A 15333-nucleotide genomic window follows, 5' to 3' on the forward strand; every position below is an offset into this window, starting at 1 on the left:
CGCTGACCTCGTCGATTTGAGCTCAGTCTCGCGCGCTCGGGCCCTCACCTGGAACCTCGTCAGCCAGTAAGCGTCCCTGGGTAAGCCGGCGTCCGAGTGCCTCGACGAATGCCTCGTATCGTTCGCGCCCCTTGGCTTGCGCCGCCGCCTGCATGGCGTCTGGCGTTGGCGGAGTCGCTGAGAGGCTCTGCAGCAGGGTGCGCCGGGCGATGTCCTCGGCCAGCTCCTCGACGGCGATGCCGGCCTTGATGCGGCGGACAGACGGATCGCCTGGGCGGCGGTTCCAAGGGCGACGAGGGCTGCGGCGAGGAACAATGTCTTGTGCATGGTGTAGGGTCCCTTCTCGGTCCTGGCGGAGCAGTCCCGCCGTTCTGGTGAGGCAAACCTACCTGCCGTCTGTCGCGTCCCGATCTCGCGCAGGGCGATCTGTTGTCGCGTCCGTCGCGCGCGGCGCCCTGGCGTGGTGCCGACCGGCCCGGCGCAGGCTGCGGCGCTCTCGACCAGACGTTGCCTTATGTGGCCGGGCGTCACGCCGACCGGTGCTTGCGCCACCGCCCGGGCGCGCAGCATGGAGCGGCGTGAGCCGACGTGCATCGGCGGCGCTCCAGCGCCAGCGCGCCCGGCGCGACCATCGCCTTCCGCCCGCCACGCGGCTTCACCGGGAGAGGAAGCGGTCGACTCCGACAGCGCGTTCGCAACCAGCGGGGCCGCGCCGCGTCAGCCCACCACCTCCCGCAGACAGCGCCGGAATTCCAGCGCCAGGCGCGAGATGGGGCGGTGGCCGGGCTCGACGAGATAGGCGCTGTTGCGCACTGGCAGGTCGAGCGGCCGGATCTCAAGATCCGCCCCGCCGGCGGCGAGCAAGCCGAAGCCGTCCAGCACCGCCACCCCTGCCCCACGCCGCACCAGCGCCCCGGCGACCGAGGCCAGAGCGCTTTCGATCGCAATGCGGAAAGGCAGGTGGGCCTGCTCAAAGGCCAGGCTGAGCTGCGCGCCGGTTTGGTACTGCAGTCCCGGGCAGATGAGGCTCTCGCGCGCGAGGTCGGCGAGCGAGACTGTCCCCTGTGCGCAGAGCCGGTGGCCGCGCGGCAGCAGGCAGCCGAGGCCGCGCGATCCCAGTTCGATCGTGCGGACACTGGCATCGCCGGTTGCGCCGATGATGGCGCCGAGATCGACCTGATGATCGGCCACCAGGTTCACCACCTCCTGCGCCGGCACGACATGCAGCGCCACCGCGACTTCCGGCCGGTCGGCGTGGAATCGCTGGACTGCATCGGCCACCGCGCCGCTGGCCAGCGCCGCCACGGTCGCGACCTTCAGCGTGCCAGCCCGGCCCTCGCGCAGGACCTGGGCCAGGCGGTTCACGGCGTCGAGCGCGGTGAAGGCATTCGCCGTCTGGGCAAAGAGGGCGCGCGCCTCCGGCGTGGGCAGCAGGCGCTTACGCACGCGGGTGAACAGCGGAAAGCCGATCCGCGCCTCGGTCTGGCGCAGCATGCGGCTGACCGCAGGCTGGGAGATCCGCAGCCGAACCGCCGCCGCCGTGACGCCGCCCGCCTCCATGACGTGCCGGAACACTTCGAGCTCGCGGAAGGAGAGGTTCATAACGTCAGGTTATCATATGGGGGTGTGCTTTGCATTGGCGGCCGCCGCTTGCCGCGCGGCACCATCGCGCATCCCAGCCTTGAGGACCCGTGACAGCGATGAACTTCCTCGACCGCCGCGAACGACGCCCGATCACCGACGCGCTGCGCGCCAGCGTGCTGGAGGACCTGCCGGAGCTGGCTGACGTCCAGGACGAGGAGCTGCGCCGGAAGGCCGTCGAGGCCTGGGCCTATGCCCTTGCCGAGAGCAGCTTCGCCCGGATCCGCGACATTCCCGGCGAGGCTAACCCGGGCATGTTCCGCCTCAAACGCGGCGATCAGGCGACGCACCTGCGCGGCGTTGCCCGGATAGCGCTGGCCATCGCCGACGACTTCCTCAGCACCTTCCCCGAGGCGGTGATCCATCGCGACATCATCCTCGCCGGCGGACTGGTGCACGATGTCGGCAAGGCGTTCGAGTTCGATCCGGCGAACCGCGCCCGCTGGGCTGCGGACGGCTCGCAGACCGGCATGCCCTCGCTGCGGCACCCGGTCTACGGCGTGCACGTCTGCATCGCCGTCGGCCTGCCCGAGGAGATCGTGCACATCGTCATGGGTCATTCCTTCGAGGGCGAACTGGTCAATCGCAGCCTGGAATGCCTGATCGTGCACAAGGCGGATCATCTCTGGTGGTCCACCGCCGGCGCCTGCGGTCTGCTGGAGCCGGAGACGGCAAAGGCGCTGGAAGCCCGGAAGATCACGCCGCGCGCGCCGCGCGGCTGATCACGACCCGACCCTCGACCACAGACGGAGAAGCCCGATGACCCACTTCCCGCGCCGTGAGCTGCTCGGCCTGCTGGCCGCCGGTGGCCTCGCCAGACCCTTCACGGTGCGGGCGGCGGATTATCCGACCCGTGCGGTCAGCATCGTCGTCCCCTATGCCGCCGGCGGCAGCAGCGACGTGGTGGCGCGCTTCACCGCGGAAATGCTGCGCCCGCGCATGGACGGCCAGCCGGTGGTGGTGGAGAACCGCCCGAGCGCCAATGCGGTGATCGGCATGCAGCATGTGGCGCGCGCCGCTCCGGATGGGTACACGCTGCTGCTCGGCGGCGCCTCGACAAATGCGGTCAACCCACATCTCTATCGCCGCAAGCCCTATGACGGCATTGCGGATTACACGGCCCTCGGCCTGGTGGGCACGGGGCCGCTGGTGGTCTCGGTGCATCCGGGACTGCCGATTCACAACCTCCAGGAGCTGATCGCCTATGCCAAGGCGAACCCGGGCAAACTCGCCTTCGGATCCAGCATCGGCGTCACGCTGCATCTGGCTGGCGAACTGCTGAAGACCCTGGCCGGCATCGACATGCTGCACGTGCCCTACAACAGCAACACCCAGGCGTTGACGGATGTCGTCGCCGGGCGGCTGCAGGTGATGTTCGATCCCGTGAGCAATTCCGCGCCCTTCATCGCCGATGGGCGGCTGCGGCCGATCGTGGTGCCGGCGCCTCGCCGCGCTGCCGCGCTGCCAGACGTGCCAACCTCGGCTGAGGCCGGGCTGCCGGCTTTCGAGGTGCTGACGTGGTTCGGCCTGTACGGCCCGGCCGGCATGCCGGCGGAGCTCGTTGCGACGCTCAACCGGCGGCTCAATGCCGGGCTCGCGGAGCGGACATCCGTGGAGCGGCTGGCCCGGCTCGGGCTGGATCCGGCGCCGACCGATCCGGCGGGCGCGGCGGCCTATCTCAGGGCGGATTCCGAGAAATGGGCCGAGGTGATCCGGCGCATCGGGCTGGTGGTTGATTGAGGCAGGGCCCTGGCGCCGGTCAGGGGGCCTCGGGCGCCTGCGCGGCAAGGTCACGGACGAGGCTGCCGAGCCCGTCGAGCCGCGTACGGGAGGCCGGCTTCACCAACCCGGTGCTGACGGACGGCGACAACGGCATCATCGCTGGCCATGGGCGGGTGCTGTCGGCGCGGAAGTTGGGCCTGGCCGTGGTGCCGGTGATCGAACGCGCCCACCTCACGCCGGTGCACCGCCGCGCCTAGGTGCTGGCGGACAGGAAGCTGGCGTTGAATGCCGGGTGGGACGAAGACCGGCTGCGCCTCGAACGCGCTGACCTGCCGGTGCCGGGCATCGACCTCGGGCTCACGGGCTTCGACCCCGACGAGATCGCCGCGTTCCTCGCCGAGGCGACCAGCGGCCTCACGGATCGGGACGGCCTTCCCGCGCGGCCCGAGACGCCCGTCACACAGCTGGGCGACGCCTGGCGCCTCGGTCGCCACCGCCTCGCCCGCGGAACCTGCATCGACCCAGCCGTGGTGGTGGCGGTGCTGGGCGGCGTACAAACCTTCCTCATGGTCAACGATCCACCCTGCGGCGTCGCGTACGACCCCGGGTGGCGGAACCGGGCACGCACGTAGGGAGGGATCTGATCGGGATGGCTTACACGGCTGCCGGGCAGATCGTGGTCTGGCAGGGTGGCAGTCTCTGGACTGGCCGTGCCGCGATGACGACGGACGTCCACGCGCACCATGCCATCCAGATCACGCTCGGCTTCGATGGCGGATTCCGGCTCCGCAGTCCCGAGGCGGGGTTCGGCGCCGAGACCGTCGCGGCGGTCGTGGCCGCCGACAGGCCGCATGCCTTCTCGGTCGATGCCACGGTCGCGCTCATCTTCATCGAGCCAGAATCCCTGCAGGGTCGCGCTATCGGCCGCCTCTGCGGGGATGCGGGGATTGTCGCCATCGATCCAGAGTTGCTCGGCCACACACCCGCCGCTTTGCTGGAGGCGATCAAGGGCCGCAGCGGTGCCGACATGGAGGCTGCTGCGCGGGCCGTGGTTGCCAGGCTCGGTGGCCCCGGCTCGCCGCGCGACCGGCCGGATGCGCGCGTGGCGCGCGTGATCGAAGTTCTCGGCGGACGTCTCGATGATCCGCCCAGGCTCGAGGAGGCTGCCCACCTGGCCAGCCTCTCTCCCGACAGGTTCCGCCATCTGTTTGTCGAGGAGACGGGACTGCAGTACCGCAGCTACCTGCTCTGGCTTCGCCTCGGCCGCGCGGTGGCCGCCTTTGCCAAGGGCCACTCGCTGACCGAGGCAGCCCACGCCGCGGGCTTCTCGGATTCGGCCCATCTCAGCCGAACCTTCCGCCGCACCTTCGGCCTCATGCCGTCCTCGCTCCGCATGGAGTAGCCGCTACGTTCAAGTCGCCTCCGCCGCCGCTGGGTAGGTTCCGCCTGCCTACCAACCACGGAGAGGATCCGATGAACGCCAACTGCTCCTGCGGCCCGAACTGCAACTGTGGCCCCGGCTGCGCCTGCCAGGGCGCCGCCACCGCGACCTGCGGCTGCGGCCCCGCCTGCACCTGCGGCGCCAATTGCCGCTGCACCCCCGAAAGCCGGTGCAACACGGCGTGCCGCTGCGGCCAGCCGGCGAACCGGCTGGTATCGGCCTCGCTCGCCAGCGCGTCTTGAGCGGTGTCCCGGTGCCGCCGTTCGCGCTCGGCGAACGGCGGTCGCCGCGGGCGGGGGGCGTGCGCTGCCGACGCGAGCCTGGGTCTTCGCTTCTACAAGCGGATGCAGCAGTCCGCGCGCGGCCATGCATCCGCCCCATGGGGCGCCGCATCGCGCTCTCCGCAGCCGCGACGCTGCTGCTCTCCGCCTGCGCCACGGGTCCGGGCTCCCGGATCGGCCCGCACGGCATCGAATTCATCGCGACATCGGGCAGGCGACCGACGGTCGTGTTCGAGAACGGGCTGGGCGCCGAACTGGCTGGGTGGGCGGAGGTGCTTGCCGGCTTGCCGCCGGACGCCGCCCACTTCGCCTACAACCGCGCAGGCAATGGCCGCTCCGCGGCCGCCGCGGCGCCGCGCGACGGCGCGACGATCGTGGCCGAGCTTCGCGCCGTCCTCGCCGCGGAAGGCTTCCGCCCACCCTACGTCCTGGTCGGCCATTCCCTGGGCGGCCTCTACATGCAGCTCTTCGCCCGGGCACATCCGGAGGAGGTCGAGGCGCTGATCCTCGTCGACTCCACCCACCCGCGGCAGTTCGAGGGCGACAGCGCGCTCGAACGCCAGTCCTGGTGGCTGCGGACGGTCCGTGCGCTGCTCGTGCGGGGCGCGGCGGCGGAGGAGCTGGCCATGGCCCCGGAAACCGGCCGGCAGGTCCTGGCCATGCCAGCGCCCGCCGGCGTGAGGGTCATCATCCTGAGCGCACGAAAGCCGACGCAGCACGCATCGTCGGATGCCGAGCGCCGGCTGAATGCCATGCGCGTCGACCTGGCGCGGCTCTACCCGGGCGCGCAGCAGATCTGGGTCGACAGCGGCCATGCCATGCCCACCGAGGAACCGGCCGCCATCCGAGACGCAATCCTGGCCGTGCTGGGCCGATCCTGCCTCGTGGCAACGTAGTGTCAGTCCCGCAGCCAGGCCGCCGGCGCGGCCTTCGCGACCCGCTGCGGCGCAGCCGGGCGCTTATCCTCATTGTGTCCCACTGCTCATCGCGGTGGCCGGGCGTCATGCCACGCCATGCTTGCACGACACCCGTCGGCGATGCCCTGCGCAGCCTGCGACGCGGATGGTCACCGCGGATCGACGAGGCTGATCACCGTGCTGCCGCGCTTGCCGCCCCCGTCCACCTCGCGATGCGCCTCCACGATGTCGTCGAGCCAGCAGCGGCGCCCGATCACGGGCCGGATCGCGCCCGCCTCGAGCATCGCCGCGATACGGGCCAGCTCGACAGGGTCGTTGCCCGAGAAGCCGCATCGCACCCGCGGCCCCGGCCGCAGCGCCGTCACGACCATCTGCGCCAGTTCCCGGGCGCCGAAGGACAGGAACACGTGGCGCCCGCGCGGCGCCAGGTGCGGACGCCACTCCGCGAAGCGCGTCGCGCCGATGGTGTCGAGGATGACGTCGTAGGGCTGCGCCGCCACGCCGCGCGGCCCCACGTTCCGGTCGATCACGGCATCGGCCCCGAGGCTCCGCACCAGGTCGCCATTGGCCTCGCTGCACAGCCCGGTCACATGCGCGCCGAGATGCTTCGCGATCTGCACCGCGAAGGCCCCGACGTTCCCCGCCGCGCCGACCACCAGCACCCGCTCCCCGCGCTCCAGCCGCGCCACGTCGCGCAGGAAGGCGAGCGCGGCGAGCCCGCCGAAGGGCACGGCAGCGGCCTCGGCGAAGCTCAGCTCTGCCGGGATGGTATGGATCGCCGCATCCTCGCGGATCGTCAGGTATTCTGCATTGGCGCCGCGCAGCACGATGCCGAAGACCGCCTGGCCCGGGCGGAAGCGCGTGACCTCGCCGCCGACCGCCTCGACCTCCCCGGCGAACTCCATGCCGGGAATGGGCTGGCGGGGGCCGCGTAGGCCGAAGGCAAGCCGGATCGGCAGCCGGAAGATCGCCGAGGCGCGCAGCCCGCGCAGCCGCGCATCGCCCGAGGTGACGGTGCTGGCATGCACCCGCACGCGGATGTCCCGCGGGCCGATGGGCGGCAGCGGGACCTCCTCGATCCGTAGCACCTCGGGCGGCCCGTAGCGGCGGTGGATGGCGGCTTTCATGGCGTGCTCCGGTGGTGGCGGGGCTCGTCATAACCATGCATCTTCAACGGGGATATTGCCGATACCTGTAGAGGATCCATACAATCCTGCATGGGTGAACGGTGGCCATCCTTCGACTGGACGCTGGCCCGCGCCTTTCTGGCCACGGCGGAGGCCGGCTCGCTTTCCGCCGCCGCGCGTCTGACCGGCCAGACCCAGCCCACTCTCGGCCGCCAGGTCGCCGCGCTGGAACGGGCGCTGGGGATCGCGCTGTTCGAACGTGTCGGTCGCGGCCTTGCCCTGACGCCCAGCGGGCGCGAGGTGCTGGAGCATGTCCGCGCCATGGGCGAGGCCGCGGGGCGGGTCGCCCTCGTGGCCTCCGGGCGTTCGCAATCCGTCGCGGGGCCGATCCGCATCACCGCGAGCGAGGTCTATGCGGCGCATCTGCTGCCGCCGATCCTCGCCAGGCTGCGCGCGGAGCATCCCGGGATCACGGTCGAGCTCGTGGCCACCAGCCGCCCGAGCGACCTGCTGCGGCGCGAGGCCGACATCGCCGTCCGCAACTTCGAATCGCGCGACGCCGAGCTGATCGTCCGCAAGGTCGCGGAGGACCGTGCACGGCCCTACGCCACGCCGGAATGCCTGCAGCGCCTGGGCCGTCCCCGCCGTTGGGCGGATCTCGCCGAGGCCGACTTCGTGGGCCTCGACCGGACGGAGCTGCTGATCGAAGGGCTGCGCGCCTTCGGCCTGCATCTCACGGCGCGAAACTTCCCCGTCCAGGCCGACAGCCACCTGGTCCACTGGGCCTTCGTGCGTCAGGGTCTGGGCATCGGCCTGATCACCGAGGCTGTAGGCGATGCCGATAGCGCAGTTCGTCGCGTGCTGCCGGAGGAGCCGCCCGTCACCTTCCCGATCTGGCTCGCCACGCATCGCGAACTGCACACGAGCCGCAGGGTGCGGCTGGTGTTCGATCTTCTGGCAGACGCGCTGTCGCCGTCCGGGCGGTGATTCGGTTGCGCCGCGACGGTTCCAGTCCAGATGCACTCCCTCCAGCAATTGCCAGGACTGAACAATCCTAGCCCAGCCAGCCCTGGGGGGACCCGGCAAGCAGCGACAGCCTGAGTTGCGATGGGTCCCGCGCGGGGAACCACGGCACTTCCCGCCGCGGCGTCATCGCGATAGTCGTCTGGTCCATGCAGGCAGATCTCTTCGTCACGCCGGACGCGGTGCGGCGTGCGGACGGCGCAACCCTCCATCCCATGACGTTGCGTTGGGAAGCGTGCGACGCGCTGCTTGGCGAGGCGCGGCGCGTCCCGCCGGCCGAGGCCGCGCAATGGCTCCTGACATCGGGCCGAGGCCGGCGCCTCCCCGTCGCGATCATCGGTCCGCGCGATCCGACGCCGCGGTCCCTCGCTGATGCCGAGGATGTCGCGCATGCGCTCGCGAAGATCGGCTTCCCGCTGATCTGCGGCGGACGCGGCGGCGCGATGGAGGCGGCCTCGCGCGGTTGCGCCAGCGCTGGCGGGCTGATGATCGGGATCCTGCCGTCGGATGATTGGCGGGAGGCCAACGACCATGTCGCGGTCCCGATCGCGACCGGGATCGGCGAGGCGCGCAATGCCGTCATCGCCACCGCAGCCTTCGCGCTGGTCTCGGTCGGCGGGCGGGAGGCGCCGGTGAGCTACGGCACGATCAGCGAGATGGCCTTCGGCCTGCGCCACGGCCGCCTGGTGATCGGCATGCCGGAGGCGCCCGACCTGCCCGGCGTGGTGCGCTGCGCGACAGCCGGGGACGCTGTCGCGCGCGTCGCGCGGCGCTATCTCGCGCTCGACTGATCAGCCGCGCATGAGCGCGCCGGTCTGCGCGACCATGCGCTCCAGCCCCGCCTCGGGCGGCGTGTCGCCGCGCATGACCGCGGTCAGCAGTTCCTGTTGCATGCGGTGGATGCGCGGCCCGTTGGCGCCGTAGTCTTCCCACGGCAGGGATTTGTCGGCCTGGCGTGCGGCGGACTGGGCGTTCGGGTTGTCGCGATACCAGGCACCGAGGAACTGCTCGGCCGTGGCGTGGCGGTTGGTGGGCAGGTAGCCCGTCATCCTGACGGCGATGCTCTGCGCCTCCGGCCCGGCGGAGAACTTCACGTAGCGCCAGGCCGCGGCGCGCTTCGCAGCATCGCGCGCAGTGATGACGGCCGCGTTGCCGCCGGTCGGCACGCCGCCGCGCGCCTGGTCGGTGATCGGGAAGGACGCCGTGCGAAGCGGAAAGCGACCGCCGACGAGGCCGGTGATGACGTTCAGCCGCGCCGGGCTGTCGAAGATGACGCCGGTGCCGCCTGTGGCGAATTGCTGGCGGTTCTGGTCGTCCCCGATAAGTTGCATGCCCGAATCCGTGACGAAGCGGCGAGCGAGCGTGATGGCCGCGCGCCCCGCTGCGTCGCCGAAGGCCGGCGCATCGCCGGCGGCGTTGAGCATGCGCCCGCCGCCCTGCTGCACCAGTGCCTGCCACAGCCAGTCGCTGTCGAAGGAATTGATGTAGTAGGACACGCCCATCGCCTGCGGCGCCGCGGCCTTGATCCGCCCGCCAAGCGCCACCACCGCGTCCCAGCTGGTCGGAAACGCGTCGGGGTCGCCGCCGCCGCGCGTCACCAGTTCCGGGTTGTAGTAGGCGATCGGCGAGGACGCATTGAACGCCATGCCGTACTGCCTGCCGTCCACCTGCCCCAGCGCAAGCATGCGGTCGGCGAAGTTCTCCGCCTTCCAGGCCGCGCCTTCCTCGGCGATGAGCGGCCCGAGATCCAGGATCTGCCCGCGCGGCGCCAGCGTGCGCGCGAGTTCGGGCAGGCGGTTGAAGCCGGGGAAGGCCACGTCCGGCAACTGATTGGTGAGGGCGCCGCGCAGAAGCGCCTGGTGCTGTTCGTCGTAGTTCGGTGCCGGCTGGCGGAAGGCGATGCGCACATCGGGGTTGGCGCGCTGGAAGGCCTCCGCGATCGGGGTGAAGAATCGCGCGAAGGATGGGTTAGCGAAGAGCACGTCGAGCGTGACGGCCGCCTGGGCGCGCGGCGCAGCCGGTGCGGCGAGCACGCCGGCGCCTGCCAGAAGAGTTGATCGGCGGGTGAGCATGGGAGGTCTCCTGTGGCTTGGGTTCAGCGCAGGCCGGTCATGGTGATCCCGCGCAGGAAGGCGCGCCGTGCGAACAGGAAGGCGAGCACGAGCGGCGCGGTCACGAGGGCGGCAGCGGCCATCAGCGCGCCGTAGTTCCCGCCCGATTCCGTGTCCCGGAAGGCCAGGATGCCGAGCGGCGGCACAGCGAGTTCGCGCGAGGTGACGACGATCAGGGGCCAGTAGAGATCGTTCCAATGCGCCACCACCGAGAAGACCGAGAAGGCCGCGATCGCGGGCAGGGCCGCCGGCGTGGCGAGGCGCCAGACGATCTCGAACTCCCCCATGCCATCGAGCCGCGCGGCATCCAGCACCTCGTCCGGAAAGCCGCGGAAGAACTGGCGGAACAGGAACATGCCGAAGACCGTGAGGGAGAACGGCGCCATCAGCGCGAAGAAACTGTCGAGCAGCCCGGCCTGTGCGAGGCCGAGATAGAGCGGCAGCGCCGGCACCTGGATCGGCACGCACAACCCGAAAAGCACCAGGCCGAACAGCACGCCGCGGCCGCGGAAGCGCAGCTTGGCCAGCGCGTAGGCGGCCGGAATGGCGAACAGGAGCTGTACCGCGAGGATGCCGAGGCAGACGATCGTACCATTGAGCATGGCCCGCGGCAGGTTGCCCTCCGTCAGGGCGCGCGCGTAGTTCTCCGACGCGGCGAAGCGGCCCGGGATCGGGTTGAAGACAGCGCCGAACACCTCCTCGGCCGGGCGGATGGATGTCAGCAGCATCCACGCAAAGGGTGCCAGCATCACCAACGCGCCGGTCAGCAGCACGGCGTGCGCGAGCAAGCGGGGGAACAGCCGGCGCCTCATGCGTAATGCACCTTCCGGTCGATGACCCGCGCCTGCAGGATCGACAGCAGCACCAGGAAGGCCAGCAGCACCACCGTCATCGCCGCGGCGTAGCCGGTGCGGAAATACTGGAAGCCTTCGAGATACAGGACGTAAAGCAGCGTCTCGGTCGAACCCAGCGGCCCGCCGCGCGTCAGCACCACCACCGTGTCGAAGACCTTGAAGGCCGTGATGGTGCTGGTGATGGTGACGAACATCGTGGTCGGCCCCAGCATCGGCCAGGTCACGCGCAGGAAGCGGTCCGGCGCGGTGCGCGCGCCATCGAGCGCCGCGGCCTCATAGAGGTCGCGCGGAATCGCCGAGAGCCCCGCGAGGAACAGCACCATGTTGAAGCCGATCACCTGCCACAGGCCGATCAGCGCAAGCGTGCCGAGTGCCAGGGACGGATCGTTCAACAGGTCCACTTCGCCGAAACCGAGCCAGCGCAGCAGGGCGCTGACCGGCCCGAGTGACGGATGGAGCATGAACTGCCAGACCGTCGCCATGGCAACGAGCGTCGCGGTCACGGGCAGGAAATACGCGACCTCGTAGAAGCCGCGGCTGCGCGACCTCGCATGGATGAGCAGCGCCACGCCGAGCCCGCCAAAGACCGCGCCTGGCAGCACGAAGGCGACATACAGGAAGGTGTTGCGCAGCGAGCGCCGGAACACCTCGTCGGAGAACAGCGCGGCGTAGTGGTCGAGCCCGACGACCTGCACCGCCAGGGCACCAAGGCGGTAGTCCGTGACCGACAGCGCCAGCAGTGCGGCGAGCGGCGCCAGCAGCAGCGCGAGGATCAGCGCGAAGGCCGGCAGCGCGAAGGCCAGGCCGGCGCGCGCCTCGGCGCCTTGGCGGGGGCTCGTCATGCCGGCACCGCCGCTGCCGCCCCGGCCGCGACGCGGCGGCCATCGGCCGTGAAGAGATGCGTGGCCGCGCGATCGGCCGCCAGGTGCACGGTGCCGCCGATCAACGCGGCCGCGGCCGCATGCTCGGCCGCGGTCATGCGGATCGCCAGCGCCACGCCATCGGCACTGTCTGCATGGAGCAGCCATTCGGCCCCGAGATTCTCGGCCCGTCGCAACCGCGCGGCCAGCAGCCCTGATGCCGGCGGCGCCAACCGCAGCGCCTCGGGCCGGATTCCAACCGTGAAGCGGCCGGGCCGGGGCGCGTGCAGCACCACGCCGGCGAGGCGAATCGTGCCGTCCTCGCCGGCCACCGCCTCGATCAGGTTGATCGGCGGGCTGCCGATGAAGCGCGCCACCGTCACGTCGGCCGGCGTGTCGTACAGCTCCGCCGGCGTGCCGAGCTGCAGGATATGCCCCTGGTCCATCAGCGCGACGCGGTCCGACATGGTCATCGCCTCGACCTGGTCGTGCGTGACATAGACGAAGGTGGCGCCGAGCCGTGCGTGCAGCTCCGCGAGCTCGGTCCGCATGTGGACGCGCAGCTTGGCATCGAGGTTGGACAGGGGCTCGTCCATCAGGAAGGCCGCCGGACGGCGCACCATGGCGCGACCGAGGGCCACGCGCTGCCGCTGCCCGCCCGAGAGCTGCGCAGGACGCCGGTCGAGCAGGCCATCGAGCTGCAGTTGCTCGGCCATGGCGCGCACCTCGGCCATGATCTCGCGCATGATGCGCGGCCGGCGCGGTGACAGCCAGCGCAGCAATGGCAGGCGTTCAGGCAGGCTCAGGCGCCGCAGCTCCAGCGGGCTCGCGATGTTCGCCCCGACGCTCATGTGCGGATAGAGCGCGTAGGACTGGAACACCATGGCGACGTCGCGTTCCGACGGCGGCAGCGCATCGACGTTGCGCCCGCCGATGGCGACGCTGCCGCCATCCTGCGTCTCGAGCCCGGCGATCACCCGCAGCAGGGTCGACTTGCCACAGCCTGAGGGGCCGACGAGGGTCAGGAATTCGCCGGGGCGGATGTCGAGATCCACGCCACCGAGGACGCGGGTCGCGCCGAAATGCTTGACGATGCCGCGAAGCGCGACGCCGGCGGCGCGAGGTTCGAACGTATCGGCACGCTGTCGCTTCACGGGGACACCCTATTCGTTTTCTCACAATCAAACAGCAAATGATCGTTTGGTGACATAGTATGCAGAGCGGCGCTTGGCGCCCGCGCCCGCATCATTGGCCGAAATCCTTATCCTTGCCGCGGGCCGCGCCGATGCCGGCTTGGCATGCGTCATCGCGGAATGTACGTTTTCTTCCATGACTCGGCGTTCGGCCCAACCGCCCGATCTCGCCCCGCGCCAGGCAGCCCTGCTGCGGCTGGTCGGCGACCGTGGCTTCGGCACCGTGGAGAACCTCGCTGGTCATTTCGGCGTCTCGTCGCAGACCATCCGGCGCGACATCATCGCGCTCACCGAAAGGGGCCTGCTGCAGCGCTTCCACGGCGGTGCGGGACCGGCGGGCGCCGTGCGCCTCGGCCATGCCGAGAAGCTTGGCCGACAGCCCGACGCAAAGGCACGGATCGGCGCCATGGTGGTGCACGAAATCCCGCAGGGCGCCTCGATCTTCCTCGATGTTGGGACAACGATCGAGGCAATCGCCGCGGCGCTGGCCGGCCGGCGCGACCTGCGTGTCTTCACCAACAACATGATCGCCGCGCTGCGGCTTGCCGGCGCCGACGGCCCGCAGGTTCGCATCCTCGGTGGCGTGCTGCGCGGCTCGGACGGCTCGCTCGTAGGCGGCGAGACGGTACGGGAGCTCGGCGGCATCGCGCCGGACTTCGCGCTCATCGCCTGTTCCGGCTTCGATGCACGCGGCGCGCCGACGGACTTCGACGGCGAGAAGATCGCCGTCAAGCGTGCAGCGATCGCCGCCGCAAGGCGCAGCCTCCTCGTCGCCGACTCGAGTAAGTTCAGCCGCAACGCGCTCGAGCGTATCGCGCCGATTGATGCCTTTGCCGCGCTTCTGACGGATACGCCGCCGGACGGCACCCTGCTCGCACGCTGGCGGCAGTTCGATGTCCGCGTCGTCGCTGGAACCGCGACCGCCGCGTAGATGCGCTCGGATAGCCGAACTGTGACAGTCAGCGCCGATTCGTTTCCGTCATCCTCTCTGGTCGGCGGTTCCCCTCGGTTTCTGGCGCCGACGCGTTTGTCACGGAAAGCTCGAGCGAAGCCGATGGAGGTCTCGCCGGGGCATAACCGCAATTCGTCGCGCGACGTCGCTGCGTGTGACGCCGGGCACCTGCTGACCAAGCCCGGTGGCGGGACCTCGCGGACGCGACGCTCATTGTCACGTCCCGAGGCCCGGGACCGGAGGCGCGCTCCGCACCATCAAATGCCAGGATGAAACACCTAGCGCGCTTCGGACACGATGCGCCGGCAATGCGCGAGCGAGGCCTCGATCAGGTTGTCGGTCGCCTCCGGCGTCCGGAAGGCCGAGTGCGAGGTCAGCACCACATTCGGCAGACCCGCCAGAGGATGGCCGGCAGGTAACGGTTCCTCGACGAAGACATCGAGCCCGGCGGCGCCGATCCGTCCCTCCCGCAGCGCGGCCGTCAGCGCGGCCTCGTCCACGATCGCGCCGCGCGCGGTGTTGATGAACAGCGCACCGGGCCGCATCCGCGCCAGGCGCGCCGCGCTCAGGAAGCCGCGCGTCTCGTCGTTCAGCAGCAGGTGCAGGGAGACGACGTGGCCTTCCGCCAGCAGCGTGTCGATATCCGTAAAGGTCACGCCAGGATGGGATTTCGGCGTGCGGTTCCAGGCCAGCACCTTCATGCCGGCCCCGCCGCACAGCCGCGCCATCTCGGCCCCGATGCCCCCGAAGCCGATGATGCCGACGGTCTTCCCCGTCAGTTGCATTCCATCCGTGCGCGGCCAGCCGCCGCCCACGATGCTGTGGTGCATCGCGCCGATGCCGCGTGCCGCCGCCCACATAAGTGCGAAAGCCATCTCGGCCACCGCGGTGTCGCCATAGCCCTTGATGATGTGGACCTTGACGCCGCATTCGGCCTCCAGCGCCTCGGGGTCCATGTAGGACCGCGCGCCGGTGCCCAGGAAGACGATGTGCTTCAGGTCCGGGCAGCGCTTCACGACATCGACCGGGAAATGCGTGTGGTCGTCGATGGCGATCTGCACGCCCGCCAGCAGGCCGGGCAGGGCCTCGGGCGTGATGTCGGGGTCCTCGTGGATCGTGACCGGCAGGTCGTCCGGCCGGTGCAGCCGGCGCATCACCTCGGCCAGCGAGGCATTGGCATCGACGAAGGCGGCGCGCATCCCGGTCTCTCC

General features: G+C 70.6%; 16 protein-coding genes. 9 read left to right on the forward strand and 7 right to left on the reverse strand.

Annotated features, from left to right (window positions below; translation table 11 throughout):
• Positions 1-717 precede the first annotated feature (717 nt).
• Positions 718-1602 (reverse strand): LysR substrate-binding domain-containing protein, encoded by an 885-nt coding sequence (locus tag HW578_RS01220; RefSeq protein WP_198368701.1) that lies wholly within the window; start codon positions 1600-1602, stop codon positions 718-720.
• 155 nt (positions 1603-1757) lie between these two features.
• On the opposite strand from HW578_RS01220, the gene HW578_RS01225 reads away from it, so the two are divergent.
• The 6 genes from HW578_RS01225 to HW578_RS01250 all read left to right on the forward strand — a co-directional run bounded on the left by HW578_RS01225 (position 1758) and on the right by HW578_RS01250 (position 5981).
• Positions 1758-2363, forward strand: a complete 606-nt coding sequence (locus tag HW578_RS01225) for an HD domain-containing protein (RefSeq protein WP_198368702.1) — start codon at positions 1758-1760, stop codon at positions 2361-2363.
• A gap of 37 nt (positions 2364-2400) precedes the next feature.
• A complete protein-coding gene (locus HW578_RS01230) occupies positions 2401-3381 on the forward strand; it encodes a Bug family tripartite tricarboxylate transporter substrate binding protein (RefSeq protein WP_198368703.1) in 981 nt (326 codons plus the stop codon).
• Positions 3378-3620, forward strand: a complete 243-nt coding sequence (locus tag HW578_RS01235; protein WP_198368704.1) for a ParB N-terminal domain-containing protein — start codon at positions 3378-3380, stop codon at positions 3618-3620. Before HW578_RS01230 ends, HW578_RS01235 begins: the two co-directional genes overlap by 4 nt.
• A gap of 24 nt (positions 3621-3644) precedes the next feature.
• Positions 3645-3995, forward strand: coding sequence for a hypothetical protein (locus HW578_RS01240; RefSeq protein WP_198368705.1), 351 nt, complete (start codon positions 3645-3647; stop codon positions 3993-3995).
• Between the two features lie 86 nt (positions 3996-4081).
• Positions 4082-4765: a helix-turn-helix transcriptional regulator gene (locus HW578_RS01245; RefSeq protein ID WP_198368706.1), complete on the forward strand. Its 684-nt coding sequence runs from the start codon at positions 4082-4084 to the stop codon at positions 4763-4765.
• 184 nt (positions 4766-4949) lie between these two features.
• Positions 4950-5981, forward strand: a complete 1032-nt coding sequence (locus HW578_RS01250; protein WP_198368707.1) for an alpha/beta fold hydrolase — start codon at positions 4950-4952, stop codon at positions 5979-5981.
• A 170-nt stretch (positions 5982-6151) separates the two neighbouring features.
• Here the strand turns inward: HW578_RS01250 and HW578_RS01255 are convergent, their stop codons facing one another.
• Positions 6152-7129 (reverse strand): NAD(P)-dependent alcohol dehydrogenase, encoded by a 978-nt coding sequence (locus tag HW578_RS01255; protein ID WP_198368708.1) that lies wholly within the window; start codon positions 7127-7129, stop codon positions 6152-6154.
• A gap of 90 nt (positions 7130-7219) precedes the next feature.
• Here HW578_RS01255 and HW578_RS01260 point away from each other — a divergent pair, with 90 nt between their 5' ends.
• Positions 7220-8116: a LysR family transcriptional regulator gene (locus HW578_RS01260; protein ID WP_198368709.1), complete on the forward strand. Its 897-nt coding sequence runs from the start codon at positions 7220-7222 to the stop codon at positions 8114-8116.
• 185 nt (positions 8117-8301) lie between these two features.
• The gene (locus HW578_RS01265; protein WP_198368710.1) at positions 8302-8943 is read left to right on the forward strand and encodes an SLOG cluster 4 domain-containing protein; all 642 of its coding nucleotides are present in this window, start codon (positions 8302-8304) and stop codon (positions 8941-8943) included.
• On the opposite strand, the gene HW578_RS01270 is transcribed toward HW578_RS01265, so the two are convergent.
• The 4 genes from HW578_RS01270 to HW578_RS28350 are packed head-to-tail and all read right to left on the reverse strand — an operon-like array spanning position 8944 to position 13131.
• Positions 8944-10224 carry an extracellular solute-binding protein gene (locus HW578_RS01270; RefSeq protein ID WP_198368711.1) on the reverse strand — a complete coding sequence of 427 codons (1281 nt, stop codon included), beginning with the start codon at positions 10222-10224 and terminating at the stop codon, positions 8944-8946.
• Between the two features lie 23 nt (positions 10225-10247).
• Positions 10248-11075: a carbohydrate ABC transporter permease gene (locus HW578_RS01275; protein ID WP_198368712.1), complete on the reverse strand. Its 828-nt coding sequence runs from the start codon at positions 11073-11075 to the stop codon at positions 10248-10250.
• Entirely contained in the window at positions 11072-11959 is an 888-nt protein-coding gene (locus HW578_RS01280; protein WP_198368713.1) for a carbohydrate ABC transporter permease, read from the reverse strand. Before HW578_RS01280 ends, HW578_RS01275 begins: the two co-directional genes overlap by 4 nt.
• Complete coding sequence (locus tag HW578_RS28350; RefSeq protein WP_369407786.1) at positions 11956-13131, reverse strand: ABC transporter ATP-binding protein; 1176 nt, start codon at positions 13129-13131, stop codon at positions 11956-11958. Before HW578_RS28350 ends, HW578_RS01280 begins: the two co-directional genes overlap by 4 nt.
• Before the next feature lie 73 nt (positions 13132-13204).
• On the opposite strand from HW578_RS28350, the gene HW578_RS01290 reads away from it, so the two are divergent.
• Positions 13205-14101 (forward strand): DeoR/GlpR family DNA-binding transcription regulator, encoded by an 897-nt coding sequence (locus HW578_RS01290; protein ID WP_198368714.1) that lies wholly within the window; start codon positions 13205-13207, stop codon positions 14099-14101.
• Between the two features lie 299 nt (positions 14102-14400).
• On the opposite strand, the gene HW578_RS01295 is transcribed toward HW578_RS01290, so the two are convergent.
• Positions 14401-15321: an NAD(P)-dependent oxidoreductase gene (locus HW578_RS01295; RefSeq protein WP_232478409.1), complete on the reverse strand. Its 921-nt coding sequence runs from the start codon at positions 15319-15321 to the stop codon at positions 14401-14403.
• Positions 15322-15333: the final 12 nt, after the last annotated feature.

Source organism: Roseomonas rosulenta (genome assembly GCF_016106005.1).
Lineage (GTDB): Bacteria > Pseudomonadota > Alphaproteobacteria > Acetobacterales > Acetobacteraceae > Neoroseomonas > Neoroseomonas rosulenta.